Genomic DNA, 18,032 nt, shown 5'->3' on the forward strand with positions numbered 1-18,032 from the left:
ATTGTTACCACTTTATCTATTTTTAGTAGATATTTGGCGAAAAAATATAAATTAAAAGAAGGTTTTTATTAGATTTTGTTGAATATGTGCTATGGGCAGCGGTAGCTGCTTTTATTATAAAAAAATTTACATGCAGTAGGTGAAGTAAATATGATACATAAGAAGTACTGGACATATAACAAATTGGATAATATAAAAGTTGAAGAATTATCAAACAGCCTTGGAATTACACCAACTATTTCGAGAGTTTTATTAAATAGAGGAATAGCAAATCATGATGAAGCAAAGAAGTTCTTATATTCAAGTTTAACTCAGCTGCACGATCCATTTCTTCTTAAAGATATGGATAAGGTTGTCAAGCGAATTAAGGAAGCCATAAGAAATAATGAAAAAATATGTATTTATGGTGATTATGATGTTGATGGGATATCAAGTACATCGATTATGATTAAATATTTTAATTCAATCAACCACCCTGTTAGCTATTATATACCTAGTAGAATGGAAGAGGGTTATGGGTTAAATAAAGATGCCATTGAGAAAATATTTATTAATGGAACTAGACTAATCATTACAGTGGATTGTGGTATTACATCTGTAGAGGAAGTAAAATTTGCCAATAGTTTGGGAATAGATATAGTAATAACCGATCACCATGAATGTCAAAACGTGTTACCTGATGCTTATGGTATTATTAATCCAAAACAAAAGGATTGCTCATATCCCTTTGATAAAATCTGTGGATGTGGATTAGCCTTTAAATTAATTCAGGCATTGACACCGGCGGAGGTTTTTAAAACATCTATATACGATTACTTAGATATTGTTGCAATAGCGACAGTAGCCGATGTAGTTTCTTTAACAGATGAAAATCGAGTTATAGTTAAAAATGGTCTTGAATACATTTCTGAAAGTATAAATCCTGGTATTCAGGCTTTATTGAAGGTTTGTGGATTTGAAGATAGAAGATTAAATGCAGGAAATATAGCTTTTGGCCTTGCTCCTAGAATTAATGCTGCAGGTAGAATTAGTTCTGCAGATGCTGGTGTCCAACTACTTACAGCTACAGATGTTAATCATGCTAATAAAATTGCACAATTATTAAATGAAGAAAATAGATATAGACAAGAAATTGAAATGAATATTTTAAATGAAGCTATAGATATTATTGAAAGAAATCCTGGGTATGCTAGTGATAATATTTTGATTATTTATAATGAAGGATGGCATCCTGGGGTGATTGGAATTGTTGCATCTCGGATTGTTGAAAAATATTATAGGCCAACAGTAATTTTGGGAGTAGAAGAAGGTATAGCTAAAGGATCAGCTAGGAGTATACCTGGGTTTGACTTATTTGATGCTATGAATAAATGTAAGGATTTATTCATAAAATTTGGTGGGCATGAACAAGCCGCAGGACTATCTATTAATGTAGAAAATATAGAAGCATTTCGACAACAAATTAATTTAATTGCAAAACAAACCTTAACAGAAGAAGATCTTATTCCTAAGGTTTTTTATGATGATATACTAAAAATTGAAGACATTAGTGAACAGCTTATAGATGAAATTCAGCAATTAGAACCATTTGGAATGGGTAATCCATCGCCAAAGTTTATTTCTCAAGGTTTACGTACAGTAGATATAAGAGGAGTAGGGGTTGATAAAAAGCATATAAAGTTTAAATTAGAATTTAGTGGAAATTATATCGATGGTATTGGTTTTGGTCTAGGAGACTTTCAGCAATTAATAGAATTAAATGATGAGATTGATATTGTTTTTTCTCCAGAATATAATGTATACAATGGAAATCGCAAGCTCCAGTTTAATATAAAAGATATTAAGATTAAACATAGCCTAAATTATCGAAAACATCCTGTATTAAAAGAATATTATCAAAATTTTTTCATAAGCAAATATGAAACTGATAAAAGATTTATTGATATTCCGCTAAAAATACTAAAGGGAGAAAAAGATAAGATAGTACGCCAAAAGGTTGAAGATGCAAGCAAAATAAAACCTATTCTTATACTAGCAAATACACTAAATCACGCCTATAGACTACTATCTCTCCTAGAATATAAAAAAAGTTCTAGCTTAACTAGTATATCAATTGGTTTTAATCAACCTAATACTGATAATTTAGACTATGAAGTTTACGTAGTTATTAACCCTGTTGTTGATAAAATACAGTATAAAAGATATAATAATATTATTCTTTATGATATGTTTTATTCTCTAGATCAATTGAAAGCTTTTATAAATCAAAATCATATAGAAAGAACTATTTTTTTATACGAAGATGGAGATGAGGAGTCTAATCTTAGTATTTTGAAAAGTATAGTACCAACTAGGGAACAGTTGGTAGCTATATACAAATACTTAAAAGATAACAAATCTAAGAGAATATCCCATTCATTTGAAAAAATATATGATGATATAAAGTGTAGGCATAATTTAATAATAAACGATGCATTATTTAATAATGCTCTAACCATATTTGCGGAAGGAAGTTTATTAACTTATAATTTTGAAAATAATGCTTATAACATACATATGTTAGAACCTACTTGTAAGGTGGATTTAAATAAATTAAAATATACTCAGTATCTGGAGACAATAAAGTACCAGTATAATGATTTTAAAAATATATGGCTACAATTGCTATAGGGAGGAAAAATTTAATGGATTTAAAAAGCAAAATAAGAGTAATCGAAGATTTTCCTAAGAAAGGCATAAGTTTTAAAGATATTACTACTCTTTTAAAAGATGGAGAAGCTTATAAATATTTAGTAAGAGAGTTATCAGATCAACTTAAGAACTTAAATGTTGATGTAATAGTGGGCCCAGAGGCTAGAGGGTTTTTAATTGGAACTCCAGTTGCATACGATTTAGGAGTTGGATTTGTACCTATAAGAAAACCTGGAAAACTGCCAGCTGAAACAATTAGTTATGAATATGAACTTGAATATGGTACAGATTTACTACAAATACATAAAGATGCAATTAGGCCTGGACAAAGGGTAGCTATATTAGATGATTTATTGGCTACTGGCGGAACTGTACTGGCTACGGCTAAGCTAATTGAGCAGCTTGGAGGACAAGTAGTTTCAATCAACTTTTTAATTGAGCTTAATTTCCTACAAGGAAGAGATGTATTACAGGATTATGAAGTACATTCATTAGTTCAATACGAGGATTAAAAAATATTAAGTGTTATAGTGAGCATCGTTTTATATAGGTGCTTATTATTATAAGGTTTACTTTGGAAATCTATAATTTTTCTATTGCATATAAGCTACTGAAGAGGGTGATTTTATATTATGTTGGAAAATTTAATAAGTAAAATTGAAGAATATAATCCGCAATGTGATGTTGAACTTATTATTAGAGCTTATAATTTTGCGGAAAATGCACATCAAGGTCAATATAGGAAATCAGGTGAAAGATATTTTATTCATCCTGTAGAAGTAGCTAAAATTTTAATAGAGTTACAAATGGATAGCAGTACAATAGCTGCAGGATTGCTTCATGATGTAATAGAGGATACAAATTATGGATATGAAAAAATCAAGAAAGAGTTTGGTTTAGAGATAGCTGATTTAGTAGAAGGCGTAACCAAGTTAACACGGTTATCTTTTAATTCTAAGGAGGAAAGACAAGCTGAAAACCTTAGAAAAATGGTACTAGCTATGGCAAAAGATATACGGGTTATTTTGATTAAGCTAGCCGATCGTCTTCATAATATGAGAACCCTTAGATATCATAATGATGAAAAACGAAAGGAAAAAGCTATAGAAACTTTAGAAATTTTTGCACCAATTGCTCATAGGCTAGGTATTTCTAGAATCAAATGGGAATTAGAGGACTTATGTTTAAGATATATTGATCCAGAAGGATATTATGAGCTAGTAGAAAAAGTAGCTAAAAAAAGACGTGACCGTGAAGAATTTATAAGAGATGTAATAGCAAATTTAAAAGATAAATTAGATGAATTTGATATTGAAAATGAAATTACTGGTAGACCAAAGCACTTTTATAGCATATATAGAAAGATGGAATATCAGGGCAAGTCTTTTGATGAAATATTTGATTTTTTAGCTGTTAGAGTAATAGTAAACAGTGTTAAAGATTGCTATGGAGTTTTAGGAGTTGTTCATACAATATGGAAACCAATACCTGGACGTTTTAAAGATTACATTGCAATGCCTAAGCCTAATATGTATCAGTCTTTGCATACTACGGTAATTGGTCCTCAAGGAGACCCTTTCGAAATTCAAATTAGAACTATGGAAATGCATCAAATTGCTGAATATGGTATTGCGGCCCACTGGAAATATAAAGAAGGCAAAACAGATACTGTCGAGCAACAAACGGATGTAAAATTAGCATGGTTAAGACAAATGCTAGAGTGGGAAAAGGAAGTAAAAGATCCTAAGGAGTTTATGGAATCCTTAAAGATTGACCTATTTACTAACGAAGTATTTGTATTTACACCTAAAGGAGAAGTTATTAATCTTCCAACAGGATCAACACCGATTGATTTTGCATACAAAATTCATTCTGGGGTTGGTAATAAATGTGTAGGCGCCAAAGTAGATGGACGTATAGTTCCCATTGATTACAAATTAAAAAATGGAAATATAGTACAAATTCTAACCTCTTCTAATAGCGTGGGACCTAGCAGAGACTGGTTAAAAATTGTTAAAAGCTCGCAGGCTAAAACCAAAATAAAACAATGGTTTAAAAAAGAACGCAGAGAAGAAAATATTGATAAGGGACAAGAAATAATAGATAAGGAAATAAGACGGCTAGGGCTTAATATACCTCCGGCACAACTACAGAAATTATTGATAAGTATGGCTAGAAAGCTTGGCTTTTCCAATGAAGAAGATCTATATGCTGCAATTGGATACGGTGGTATTGCATTAACTCAGGTAATGCCTAAGATTAAAGAAGCTGCAAGAAAGGAAACTGCCCAAGAACATGTAGTAGAAAAAGAAGTTCAACCTGTACCTAAGGAAAACGATAGGAAGAAAAAAGAAGATGTTGGTCAAGGTGTTAGAGTTAAAGGAATAGATAATATAATGGTTCGCTTTTCAAGATGTTGCAATCCTGTTCCTGGAGATAATATTGTAGGATATATTACAAGGGGACGAGGAGTTTCAATTCATCGTAAAGACTGTCCAAATATAGTTGATAATATAGAAATTATGGATCGTTTTATAGAAGTTGAATGGAATATTGATAAAGCAATCTCCTTCCAAGTGGAGATACAGATTAAAGCAACTGATCGCAAAGGCCTTTTATCTGAATTAACCATTGTTTTAGCAGAAGCTAAGATTCCAATAAATGGATTAAATGCTCGAATAACCAAGGAACGTACTGCCATATTTAATATGGTCTTAGAAATTAATGATATAGAACATTTAGATAAATTAATGCAAAAACTAAAAAACTTAAAAGGTGTTATAGATATATTTAGAGTAACCACTTAGACAGGAGGTAAATATGAGGGCTGTAGTTCAAAGAATATCACAAGGAAAGGTAGTAGTAGAGGATCAAGTTACTGGTGCTATCGATAAAGGGTTGTTAGTTTTTCTAGGAGTAACAAATGAAGATAATATTCAAGATGTAAAATATATGGCTGAAAAAATTGTAAACTTAAGAATATTTGAAGACGATAACGAGAAAATGAATTTATCTGTTATAGATGTAGAAGGTAAAATTCTTGCAGTATCTCAATTTACACTTTTAGGGGACTGTAGAAAAGGAAGACGTCCTAATTTTACAGAGGCAGCTAGACCGGAAATGGCTGATGAACTATATAAATCCTTTATAGAAGAATGCCAAAAACTAGGGGTAAATGTTGAAACAGGCGTATTCCAAGCTCATATGATGGTACACTCAATCAATGATGGTCCAGTAACTATACTTATCGATAGTAAAAAAACATTTTAAGGAGGAATTTTATGTTTTTAGAAAGAATTCCAGCAGGAGTATATGCAGTTAATTGCTATGTTGTAGGTGATGATAAAACAGGTAAAGCTGCTGTAATTGATCCAGGTGGCGATGTTGATAAAATAATTGAAGTATTAGAAAGCAATGAGTTTAAATTAGAATATATTATATTGACCCATGCTCATGGAGACCATATAGGTGGTTTAGAGGAGTTACGGGAAAAAACTGGAGCCCCTGTATATATGCATAAAAATGATCTGCATGTGTTGAAAAATAGTAAAATTAATCATTCTGTTGCAATAGGTGGTGTTAAAGTTGAAACAGAAGCAGATGCTTTCGTAGAGGATGGAGATACATTGGAATTGGGAGAGTTAAAGCTTTATGTTATTCATACGCCAGGGCATACTCAAGGTGGAATATGTATACAAGTTGAAAATGTACTATTAAGTGGAGATACATTATTTGCAAACTCTATAGGCAGAAGCGACTTAGAGGGTGGAGATCAAGAACAACTAATAGACTCTATTAAAAATAAACTTTTTGTACTTAATGAAGATTTAACCGTTTTACCTGGACATGGTCCTGCCACCACTATTAGAATTGAAAAAACTACAAATCCTTATGTAAGGTAAATTGAAAAAAATGATTAAAGTTATATGCATAGGACATAATTATGAATATGAAATAAGAGAATTATTAAAACTATTTTACAAACAAAGTGAAATAGAAATTAGCTGTGTTAGCTTTGGAGAGTATGTTGAAGAAGGTTTTAATAGGCAAATTATTTCTAAAGAAACCTTATTAACTAGTATGCTAGTTGTTGAAGAAAATAAAGCTATTGCTACTTCTAAGTTAAATGGTGAAGAGAAAATAATAGAAGAACAATTAGATAATAAGACTGAGTTAGAGATAAAGAAAACAATTAAAAGATTAATTAAAAAAAGCCTTTTTAAGCTCCTTCAAAAAAGTAAAAATATTGAGGTGCCTTGGGGCATTTTAACAGGAATTAGGCCTACGAAAATTGTTCATGAGCTATTAGAAAATGGTTTTAGTGAAGAAAATATTATGTATACTTTAATAAATGAATATTGTATAGATAGTAGTAAAGCGAAACTATTGTTAGATGTAGCTAAAACAGAGTATAGATATGTATATCCTATTGATGAAACAAAAATTAGTTTATATATAAGCATACCTTTTTGTCCAACTAGATGTCTATATTGCTCATTTCCTTCTAATCCATTAAATCAATCTGCACATTTAGTAGATAGTTATGTAGATTCCCTGTGCAGGGAGATAGAAGGTGTGACAAAGCTAATTAAAGAAGTGGGGAAAAAGGTTCAAACAATTTATGTTGGTGGAGGAACACCAACTACTCTTTCGGTTACACAATTTGCCCGTATATTCGATACAATTAAAACTAGTATAGATTTGAACTATCTTGAAGAATTCACAGTAGAGGCTGGAAGACCAGATACAATTGATTATGATAAGCTAATGTATCTGAAGGGAGCAAATATTACTAGATTAAGTATTAATCCACAAACTATGAACGATTGTACTTTAAAGGAAATAGGAAGAGAACATACCGTTGATGAACTAGTTAAATCTTACAAAATGGCTTTGGAAATTGGATTTGAAAATATTAATATGGATATTATAATTGGACTTCCAGGTGAAGATACAAAAATGGTAGAACACACTATGAATGAAATTAAAAAGCTCTCTCCCATTAATTTAACAGTGCATACATTAGCAATTAAAAGAGCTTCTAGATTGAAAGATCAAGAAGAAGAATATAGTCTTGCTGAGCAACAAGAAGTGATGGATATGCTCGAAATTACACAGAATTATGCTGAAGTTATGGGATTAAAACCATATTATATGTATAGACAAAAGCATATGGTAGGTAATCTTGAAAATATAGGATATTCAAAGCCAGGTTATGAATGTATATATAACATTCAAATTATGGAGGAAAAACAGACTATACTTGCCTTAGGAGCAGGAGCTGTCTCTAAGATTACATTTCCTAGTGAAAATCGACTAGAAAGAGTTCCAAATATTAAAAACTTAGAGCAATATATTGAGCGCGTAGATGAAATGATCGAAAGAAAAAGAAAATTTTTTATTGACAATATTTAGAAAACGTCATATAATAGATAGAATCAATAAGGATATTACAATGATTAGGAATAGTAGTCAAATATCATGTTTTAGCGAGTCGGGGATGGTGAAAGCTCGATACAATAGAGTTTGGTGAAGACACCTATGAGTAGGTTTTCTGAAATTTAGTAGGAAAATCCGTGAGCCTGCGTTAATGGTAAAGTGGGATTTAATCCAACTAGGGTGGTACCGCGGGAAATCAACCTCTCGTCCCTTCAATTTATATTTAGGGATGTAGAGGTTTTTGTGTATTCAAATTTAATTTTAATTATTTATATAGAATGGAGGTAATTAAATTGCTAACAAAGGGACCAAGGGGTACAAAGGATGTATTACCTAGTGAAGCCTATAAGTGGCATTATGTTGAAGGTGTAGTAAAGGAAGTAGCTAAGCGCTTTGGGTTTGAAGAGATAAGAACCCCTATCTTTGAGCATACAGAGCTTTTTGAACGTGGAGTAGGTGATACTACAGATGTTGTTGAAAAAGAAATGTATACATTTACTGATCGTGGAGACAGAAGCATTACATTAAAGCCAGAAGGTACAGCTCCAGTAGCAAGATCATTTATTGAAAATAAACTTTATGCAGATACTCAACCTACAAAACTATTTTATATTACACCAGTTTTTAGATATGAAAGACCTCAAGCAGGAAGGTTAAGAGAACATCATCAATTTGGTGTTGAGGTTTTTGGCGCAGCTAGCCCTTCTGTAGATGCAGAGGTTATTAACTTAGCTATGGCGGTTTATGAAACCTTTGGAATTAAAAAATTAGAGCTTAGAATAAACAGTATTGGCTGTCCAAAGTGTAGAGCTGAATATCATAAAGTACTTAAGGAATACTTACAAAATAAATTAGATAAGCTATGCACAACTTGCCAAGGAAGATTTGATCGAAATCCTCTTAGAATAATTGACTGTAAATCTGATACATGTCAAGCCGAACTAACAGAAGTTCCACTTATGCTAGATCATATTTGTGATGAATGTAAGGATCATTTTGATACCTTAAAGAAATATTTAGAAGCATCTGGACTTAATTATATAGTGGATCCAAGAATTGTTCGTGGATTAGATTACTATACTAAAACTGCGTTTGAAATTATTACAGATGAAGCAGGTAAAAAAGGAACAATATGTGGCGGTGGGAGATATGACAAACTTGTAGAAGATTGTGGAGGTCCGAGTACGCCAGGTGTAGGCTTTGGAATGGGATTAGAAAGAACTATATTAACATTAGAAAGCCAAGGCATAGAAATTCCTAAACCAGAAGGATTAGATGTATTTATAGTAACCATGGGTGAGGCAGCATCCTATGAAGGATTTAAATTACTAAATCAACTTAGAAGAGCAGGTTTAACTGCAGATAAAGATCACTTAGATCGTAGTGTAAAGGCACAATTTAAATATGCTAATAAGGTAATGTCAAATTACACAATTGTAATAGGTGATGATGAACTATCTAAAGGAATAGCAAAGCTAAAAAATATGATTGATGGAGAAGAGACAGAAGTTAATTTAATTGATGTAGCTAATATACTTCAACAAAATTTAAATAGGAGGTAATATATTATGAACTTAAAAAGAACCCACATGTGTGGAACTTTAAATAGAGAAAATATAGGTGATGTAGTAACATTATCAGGATGGGTACAAAAAAGAAGGGATTTAGGAGGTTTAATATTTGTTGATTTAAGAGATAGATCTGGACTTATGCAAATTGTATTTGATAATGATGTATCTGAGAAGGCTTTTAAAGATGCTGAAAAATTAGGATCAGAATATGTAATTACTATAAAAGGAAAGATTTATGAAAGACAATCTAAAAATCCAAATATGCCAACAGGTGATATTGAAGTTTTTGCAGAAGAAATAGAAATTTTAAACGAATCCCAAACACCACCTATTTACATTAAAGATGATGATGATGTTTCAGAGAATCTTAGACTTAAATATAGATATTTAGATTTAAGAAAGCCTACAATGCAAAAGAATTTAATGCTAAGACATAAGGTAGCTCAAGTTGTAAGGAATTTTTTAAGCAATGAAGGATTTTTAGAAATAGAAACTCCTATGCTTACAAAGACAACTCCAGAAGGGGCTAGAGATTATTTGGTACCAAGTAGAGTAAATCCAGGTAAGTTTTTTGGTTTGCCTCAGTCTCCTCAAATGCTTAAACAACTTTTAATGGTATCAGGTATGGAAAGATATTTTCAAATTGTAAAATGTTTTAGAGATGAGGATTTAAGGGCAGATAGACAACCAGAGTTTACTCAAATAGACTGTGAAATGTCATTTGTTGATGTAGAAGATATAATAGCAATTAATGAGAGATTGTTACAAACAATATTTAAAGAGGTAATGAATGTAGATATACAATTACCTATTCCTAGAATAAGCTATAAAGAAGCAATGGATCGCTTTGGATCTGACAAACCGGATATTAGATTTGGCTTTGAACTAGTTGATTTATGTGAAATAGTGAAAAACTGTGGATTTAAAGTATTTACATCCGCTATTGAAAATGGTGGAGCTGTTAAGGCAATCAACATTAAGGGACATGGAGATCAGTTTAGTAGAAAAGATATTACAAAGTTAGAAGACTATGTAAAGACTTATGGTGCTAAAGGATTAGCTTGGATTAAAGTAACAGATGAAGGAGTTACTTCACCAATAGCTAAGTTCTTTACAGATGAAGAAATGCAAGCAGTATTGAAGGCTACAGATGCAGCAGTAGGAGATTTAGTATTATTTGTTGCTGATAAAATGCAAGTAGTATATGATGCTCTAGGACATTTAAGGGTTGAAGTTGCTAAAATATTAAACTTAATTAACAAAGATGAGTTTAAGCTACTTTGGGTTACGGAATTTCCACTATTTGAATACGATGAAGAAGAAGGTCGTTATGCAGCTAAGCATCATCCATTTACTTCTCCTATGGATGAAGATATTGAACTTATGGTATCAAATCCAGAAATGGCTAGAGCTAAGGCTTATGATATTGTATTAAATGGCTATGAAATTGGTGGAGGAAGCATAAGAATTCACTCATCAGACCTTCAACAAAAAATGTTTAAAGCTTTAGGTTTTAGCGAAGAAGAAGCTTGGGATAAGTTTGGCTTCCTTTTAGAAGCATTTAAATATGGAACACCACCTCATGGAGGTATTGCCTTTGGCCTAGATAGATTGGTAATGATTTTAGCAAGGGAAGATAATATTAGACAGGTAATAGCTTTCCCTAAAACTCAAAATGCTACTTGTCCATTAACAAATGCACCAACTGTTGCAGATGACAAGCAGTTAAAAGAATTAAGTATAAAAGTTCAAATTGAAGAATAATATAAAAAAATCGCAGATTATTTAATTTGCGATTTTTTTATATGTTAGTTGACAAGGAGACCAGGGTATACTATAATAAAGTAAATGATAATCGTTATCAATACATAAAAGGAGGAATGACAAATGAAAGCTCTATTAGTAGGAGCCGATAGATTAGGTAATATTCCAGATACATTACAAAGCTTTGGTATAAAGGATTTCATACATTGGGATGGACGTAAAAAAGGCATGAGAAAGCTAGAAATTCCAGGAGAAGTTGATATGGTAATAGTGTTTTATGATTTTATAGAACACAATATAACAGAAATAGTTAAGGAAAAAGCAAAACAAAGTCAAATACCTTGTGTATTTTCTAGAAGGGCCTGTAGTGACTTGGCAAAAAGATTGAATAATTGTAAGGATTGTAATTTATGTACTGCAAAAGCTAATTAAAAATTTTTAAAATATCAAAAATATTTGAAATATTACGAAGATTGTGGTATTATTACATTAACACCCTGCTGTGTGCGTATAATCGACTAAGTTTTGAGCCAACACAATGACATTGGGAATTTGGAGTTTATTTATTAAGTAAATGCCCTACAATCTGTAAGGACTTACGCAATAAGTAACAGAATACCCACCTGCGAGAGCAGGTTTCAAAACATTCGACCACGGCATGGCGGGGAAAACTTACATAATACTGATCGATGAAAAAACATACTAAAAGTAATTAGCTCCTATATAGGGGCTTTTTTAATGTTTAAACCCAGTTGACATAATAAAAAAAATTAGATAATATTAAATTTAGTGGAAAAGTAGAGGAGGTAAGAGATGGCGCTACATTCTTTTTCTAGAACAGAATTGTTAATTGGAACTGATGGACTTGAAAAGCTTAAAAATAGTAAAATAGCTGTGTTTGGTATAGGAGGAGTAGGGACATTTGCTGTAGAAGCCCTAGCAAGAAGTGGTGTAAGTAAATTTGTTTTAGTTGATCACGACGATATATGTTTAACTAATATTAATAGGCAAATCCACGCTCTCCGTAGCACTGTAGGTAAAGCAAAAGTAGAAGTTATGAAAGAGCGTATTTTAGATATTAATCCTAAAGCAGAAGTAACTGTATATAGAGAGCTTTATAATAGTGAAAGTGCAGAAAAATTAATAGCTGACGATTATGATTATGTTGTAGATGCAATCGATATGGTTACATCAAAATTAGATTTAATTGAAAGATGTAAAAAAAGAGGTATTTCTATTATTAGCTGTATGGGTGCGGGTAATAAGCTGGACCCTACTAGATTAGAGGTATCTGATATATATAAAACATCAATTTGTCCTTTAGCAAAAGTAATGCGCAAAGAGCTTAGAAAAAGAGGCATTAAAGACTTAAAAGTGATATACTCAAAAGAAGAGCCTATAACACCATTAGAAATAGAAGGTAATAGCTGTAAAACTAATTGCATATGTACTAATAAAGAGACTGCTACATGTACTGCAAGAAGACAAATTCCAGGTAGTGTGTCTTTCGTACCTTCTGTTGCTGGATTAATTATAGCTTCACAAATAGTTAAAGATATTATTAAATAGAAGATTAAAAATGTGATTAATTAAATTTAATTAGTATAAATATAGAATATAGTTACTTTTAAATTAGAAAGGAGGACGTTTTATGAGACAATGTGGAGTTGTTATGTCTACCGACGGAGATAGAGCTAAAGTAGTAATGCAAAGACAATCTAGCTGCGGCGATTGTAAAGGTTGCAAGCTAGGTAGTGATGATATGAGTATGGAAATAGAGGCTATTAACTCTATTAATGCTAAAATTGGTGATCGTGTTGAAATAGATATGGAGCACCAAAATGTTTTAGCTGCTGCTTTTATTGCATATATGATTCCCTTGATTACTTTAATAGCAGGAGTATTTATTGGAAGTGTACTTTTAGATAAAATCGGATTAGCTCAGTATAAAGAAGTTGGATCAGGTATATTAGGACTTGTATTAACTGGAATAAGCTTTGCTGTTATTAGATTAAAAGAGAGTTCATTTAAAGCGAATAAAAACTTTGTTCCAATTATTACAGAGATTACTGATAAATAAAACTAATATAATTAAATAGGATTTTAAGAAGTAGCAAATAGATAGTTTATATAACTGTTTATTTGCTTTTTTATTTTTTAATGCTATAATTCGACAAGAAACTAATTTGAAATAATATACTATAAAAATAAGTTAAAAAATAAGTATTAAAGATGTATACTTATTTCCTTAAAGTTAGATTCAAAAGTATAAGCAACTTTAAATTATCTGATAGGTAAAAAAGTTAATAGAAAGTAGGATGATAGATAAGCAAATATTGCTGAACCAGAGTTCGTAAATACCATTAAATTTGATATAGAAAGCGAACTTAGTGTTGAAAACATTATGTTATCTGCCATGTGCCTAAGATTTCGTAATGCTACTTAATTTCGCTAAAGGAGTCATAGGTGATGTATTTGGATTATACTAGGTTAGTAGTTTTTATTTTTATAGAATTAGTATTATATTTAGGATGTCGTTATTATAGGGAAACACAGAACGAATATTTGGGCAGCCGTAATCGACTGATATAGTTTATCCACTTGTTGACAATAAAAAAGAGTAAAGGTATCATAAAAGAGATATGTGAAAATTTTCTGATATTCAATAATAATAAAGGGGTGAATTTTATGGCAGAGGAAACGATAGATAAAAAATTACAGCAACAGTTGACTAAAAAGTTTCATAATGCTTGGGAACAACTGAAGGATGGAGAGCTAGAGCGGGTTTTTGAGTTTGGTGAAGCCTATAAATATTTTATGGATCGAGGGAAAACTGAAAGAGAATGCGTTGATGAAATCATTAAACAAGCAAAAACTAATGGATTTGTTTCTTTGGATGAAGTAATGGATAGAGGAGTTGTTAAGCCTGGAGATAAGATTTATGCAGAAAATAAAGGTAAGGCCGTTGTCTTATTTGTGATTGGAACTGAAGGAATAGAAAAGGGTATGAGAATAGTAGGAAGTCATTTGGATGCCCCAAGGCTAGATTTAAAGGCTTATCCTCTCTATGAGGATGGTGGAATGGCGCTTTTAAAAACCCACTACTATGGTGGCATAAAAAAATATCAGTGGGTAGCTACACCACTAGCACTACATGGTGTAATGATTAAGAAAAATGGAGAGAAGATTTCAATTGTTATTGGGGAAGATGATCAAGATCCGGTACTTTATATTTCTGATCTACTTCCACATTTGGCAAAGGATCAAATGTCTAAAAACATGGGGGAAGGCATTACTGGAGAAGGACTTAATGTGATTATCGGTAATATTCCCTATCAAGGTGATGATGTTGATGAAAAGGTAAAATTAAATATATTAAGACTATTAAATGAAAAGTATGGGATAGACGAGGATGACTTTACAGTGGCTGAGATTGAAATTGTACCAGCTGGAAAGTCTAGAGATGTAGGACTTGATAGAAGCATGATTGCAGCCCATGGACATGATGATCGTGTTTGTTCATTTGCTGCATATCAGGCTGTATTCGAAATTCAAAATCCTAAAAATACAATTGTTGGACTCTTTGTAGACAAAGAAGAAGTTGGGAGCATGGGGAATACAGGAATGGAATCTATGTTCTTTGAAAATACTGTTGCAGAGTTATTAAATTTACAAGGAACAACAAGCTATCTAGGTTTACGTAGGTCTATGAGCAATTCAAAGGTATTATCAGGTGATGTAACAGCTGGATTTGACCCTAACTTTCCTGATGTGTTAGATAAACGCAATGCCTCCTTCATTGGTAAAGGTGTGACCCTTACGAAATACACTGGTGTAAGGGGAAAAGCAGGCTCCAATGATGCCAATGCTGAATTTTTAGCTGAAGTTAGAGGAATATTTAATAATAGCGATGTTACATGGCAGGTAGGAGAACTCGGAAAGGTTGACCAAGGTGGTGGCGGTACCATTGCCTATATATTGGCTAATAAGGGGGCAGAGGTTGTAGATTGTGGTACACCAATGCTAAGCATGCATGCACCTATTGAATTAATCAGTAAGGTGGATCTCTATATGACCTACAAAGCTTATAAGGCTTTTTATCAGGGATAAAATTTTAATTCAAATTCTTATCAGAGCCTATGGGCTAGATATTAGAAAATACAATTAACTTAATGAACTGCCAAGGACCAAATGGTATGATTGGTGGTGTGAGATGGAGGTGAGTAAAATAATTACTCACCTCCATCTTGATTTTATAGAATTAATACTATATGTAGGTAAAACAGGACTATTTTACTATAAGCATAAAAAATCTATATTAAGCAACTATAAAATGTTTAAATTTACAAGTTTATGGGGCGTTTAAATTCACGGAATATTTTTAAAATGTCGAAATATAGAATGGTGCGTCGAAGTCTTAACATAGAAATTTGTATAATTATGTATTAAACTTGTCAATATAGTAAGTTATTTAATGAATCTATGCTTACTCATAGCCTAGAAAATAATTACAGAGTGGTGATGCTATGAAAATATTAAATAGGTTAATTGCTTTATCTATCATGTGTACCTTAATTACTTTACAAACTATATCAGCCCAAGAAATTATTTATACACCTAACAATATTAGTATTATGTTTGTCCTAGATTGTAGTAACTCCATGAATAGAAATGATTCAAAGGATTTAGCGGTAGAAATGATGGGAATGTTTATTGATACCCTTCCATCCCATAGAGCTAGTGTGGGATATGTGGCTTATAACCATGGCATAACTTCTTATTCAGAACCTAGGTCTTTGGCCACAGAAGGTCAAAGGAAAAATCTAAAAAATAGAATAAGAAGAGTTAGAAAAAGTGGTTTTTCCGATATGGGGCTAGGATTAAAAACTGGTTTTGAATTAATGACAGCTAACTTAGAGGAAAATACTCAGCCAGTTATGATATTAATATCAGATGGTGAAACAGATCTATCCCCCCATAGTAACAGAAATATTACTGATTCAAATAATGATATCAACTATGTTATTGATAATGCAAAAGAATTAAAGATACCTATTTACACAATTGAAGTAGGAGATGAATTCAAAACCAGCAATACCCTTCTAACGATTTCAAGTGAAACCGATGGTAAGCATTTTAATAACCTAACTCCTAACGGATTGATAGATATAGTTAGTCATGTCATTAAAAACAATGATACTGCCATCATCAATTCTAATTTAGCAACCATTGGAACAGGAAAAAAACAAGAAATGATTATTCCTATTGAAGATTCCATAACAAAAGAAGTTAATCTTATTCTAACAACCCAGTCTCATCTTAAAGAGCCAAAAATATTCTATAAAGGAGAGAATGTATCCTTTAGTCAATCGAATCACTATACTGTAGCGAAAATATTAAATCCAAAACAGGAAGAAATAAAATTAGAATTTACTGGTAGACCCAATGAAACCATTAAGGCCTATTTATTATCCAGCTACGACATGAGTTTAATCTTAGATGTACCTGACACCATACAAAAAAATAAAGCATTTAATATAGATGCCTACTTAAGAAATAATATTGATCATCAAGTGGTGAAGGACTTAAGTTTTTATAATAAAATAACACCCAGCTTAACGATGGAAACTGATACTGAACAAGTTAATCTAGATATAACTATTTCTAATGAAAAGATACAAGCAGGTAACAGACTAGAGAATAGTGGTAATTATACCCTTTATACCCGTTTAACACATCCAAATTTTAATATGGAATTTAGGGAATTAAAACTAGATATTAAGAATAGTCAGCCTAAGGGTGAATTTTTTAAAAAGATTAAGCTACATACAGCATCAAAACCTAAGGTATATCAATTAGATAAATACTTTCAAGACCCAGACGGGGATACACTAACATATGAAATCATTAATAACAATGCTGAAAGTTTAGAACTTGAGGGGTCTCTACTAACCATTAACCCTACTAATAAAGGAACTTATCAGTTCGAAATAAAAGCAACCGATAATGAAGGCTTAAGCTATACAAGTGAAGCAATTGATCTAATAATACTGCCAACATTACAGTATTATTATCCCATAACAATTACCGTTACTTGTCTATTGATGGGAGTCTTGGTTTTTGCAATTATTTACAGAAGAAGAAAAGCGCCTAAGCCAACATTTACTGGTAAAATAAATGCATATTTTATGAATTTAACCGATGGAGATGAGGTGGCACCCCTTACTTTTCCATTATATCAATTTGAAAATAAGAAACGTATAACTTTAGAAGAACTGCTGCAGCAGGCAAATATAGATAAACCTTTTTTAAACACTAAAGAAATTTATTTCGAGCCAGGGTTGGATAAAACTATCGTTTTTTATAACAAGGGGTTTGCTACTTCCATGAAGGACTCAATAATATTAAGTAGGAATGTGAAATACCCCCTTCAATACAAAGCAAAAATTTATATTACCTTCGAAGATGGGACAGAAATTGAGATTCATTATAATAAATATAATCCTATGCAACAGGATGCAAATAGCTATTAATAAATAATTTTTATTTTAATATAATAAATAAAAT

General features: G+C 31.7%; 13 protein-coding genes, 1 other RNA gene and 1 other annotated feature. All 14 genes read left to right on the top strand.

Annotated features, from left to right (window positions below):
- Positions 1-150: 150 nt before the first annotated feature.
- The 14 genes from recJ to KQI88_RS15580 all read left to right on the top strand — a co-directional run bounded on the left by recJ (position 151) and on the right by KQI88_RS15580 (position 17,998).
- Positions 151-2,670 carry a single-stranded-DNA-specific exonuclease RecJ gene (gene recJ, locus KQI88_RS15515; RefSeq protein ID WP_216418865.1) on the top strand — a complete coding sequence of 840 codons (2,520 nt, stop codon included), beginning with the start codon at positions 151-153 and terminating at the stop codon, positions 2,668-2,670.
- Between the two features lie 14 nt (positions 2,671-2,684).
- Positions 2,685-3,203: an adenine phosphoribosyltransferase gene (locus KQI88_RS15520; RefSeq protein WP_216418867.1), complete on the top strand. Its 519-nt coding sequence runs from the start codon at positions 2,685-2,687 to the stop codon at positions 3,201-3,203.
- Between the two features lie 120 nt (positions 3,204-3,323).
- Positions 3,324-5,498: a RelA/SpoT family protein gene (locus KQI88_RS15525; protein ID WP_216418869.1), complete on the top strand. Its 2,175-nt coding sequence runs from the start codon at positions 3,324-3,326 to the stop codon at positions 5,496-5,498.
- A gap of 13 nt (positions 5,499-5,511) precedes the next feature.
- Positions 5,512-5,961, top strand: a complete 450-nt coding sequence (gene dtd / locus KQI88_RS15530) for a D-aminoacyl-tRNA deacylase (protein WP_216418871.1) — start codon at positions 5,512-5,514, stop codon at positions 5,959-5,961.
- A gap of 11 nt (positions 5,962-5,972) precedes the next feature.
- Positions 5,973-6,593 carry an MBL fold metallo-hydrolase gene (locus KQI88_RS15535; protein ID WP_216418873.1) on the top strand — a complete coding sequence of 207 codons (621 nt, stop codon included), beginning with the start codon at positions 5,973-5,975 and terminating at the stop codon, positions 6,591-6,593.
- Positions 6,594-6,603: 10 nt separating this feature from the next.
- The gene (gene hemZ / locus KQI88_RS15540; protein ID WP_216418875.1) at positions 6,604-8,106 is read left to right on the top strand and encodes a coproporphyrinogen dehydrogenase HemZ; all 1,503 of its coding nucleotides are present in this window, start codon (positions 6,604-6,606) and stop codon (positions 8,104-8,106) included.
- 31 nt (positions 8,107-8,137) lie between these two features.
- Positions 8,138-8,345, top strand: a binding site (T-box leader).
- Positions 8,346-8,423: 78 nt separating this feature from the next.
- Positions 8,424-9,692: a histidine--tRNA ligase gene (hisS, locus tag KQI88_RS15545; protein ID WP_216418877.1), complete on the top strand. Its 1,269-nt coding sequence runs from the start codon at positions 8,424-8,426 to the stop codon at positions 9,690-9,692.
- A gap of 6 nt (positions 9,693-9,698) precedes the next feature.
- Entirely contained in the window at positions 9,699-11,465 is a 1,767-nt protein-coding gene (aspS, locus tag KQI88_RS15550; RefSeq protein ID WP_216418879.1) for an aspartate--tRNA ligase, read from the top strand.
- Positions 11,466-11,588: 123 nt separating this feature from the next.
- A complete protein-coding gene (locus KQI88_RS15555) occupies positions 11,589-11,897 on the top strand; it encodes a DUF2325 domain-containing protein (protein WP_216418881.1) in 309 nt (102 codons plus the stop codon).
- Positions 11,898-11,956: 59 nt separating this feature from the next.
- A non-coding RNA gene (ssrS, locus tag KQI88_RS15560) (6S RNA) lies at positions 11,957-12,137 on the top strand.
- A gap of 141 nt (positions 12,138-12,278) precedes the next feature.
- Positions 12,279-13,034, top strand: coding sequence for a tRNA threonylcarbamoyladenosine dehydratase (locus KQI88_RS15565; RefSeq protein WP_216418883.1), 756 nt, complete (start codon positions 12,279-12,281; stop codon positions 13,032-13,034).
- An 82-nt stretch (positions 13,035-13,116) separates the two neighbouring features.
- Positions 13,117-13,545 carry a SoxR reducing system RseC family protein gene (locus KQI88_RS15570; protein WP_216418885.1) on the top strand — a complete coding sequence of 143 codons (429 nt, stop codon included), beginning with the start codon at positions 13,117-13,119 and terminating at the stop codon, positions 13,543-13,545.
- A gap of 608 nt (positions 13,546-14,153) precedes the next feature.
- The gene (locus KQI88_RS15575) at positions 14,154-15,575 is read left to right on the top strand and encodes an aminopeptidase (RefSeq protein WP_216418887.1); all 1,422 of its coding nucleotides are present in this window, start codon (positions 14,154-14,156) and stop codon (positions 15,573-15,575) included.
- A gap of 416 nt (positions 15,576-15,991) precedes the next feature.
- Complete coding sequence (locus KQI88_RS15580; protein WP_216418889.1) at positions 15,992-17,998, top strand: VWA domain-containing protein; 2,007 nt, start codon at positions 15,992-15,994, stop codon at positions 17,996-17,998.
- Positions 17,999-18,032: the final 34 nt, after the last annotated feature.

Origin of the sequence: Alkaliphilus flagellatus, assembly GCF_018919215.1 — a bacterium.
Taxonomy (GTDB): domain Bacteria; phylum Bacillota; class Clostridia; order Peptostreptococcales; family Natronincolaceae; genus Alkaliphilus_B; species Alkaliphilus_B flagellatus.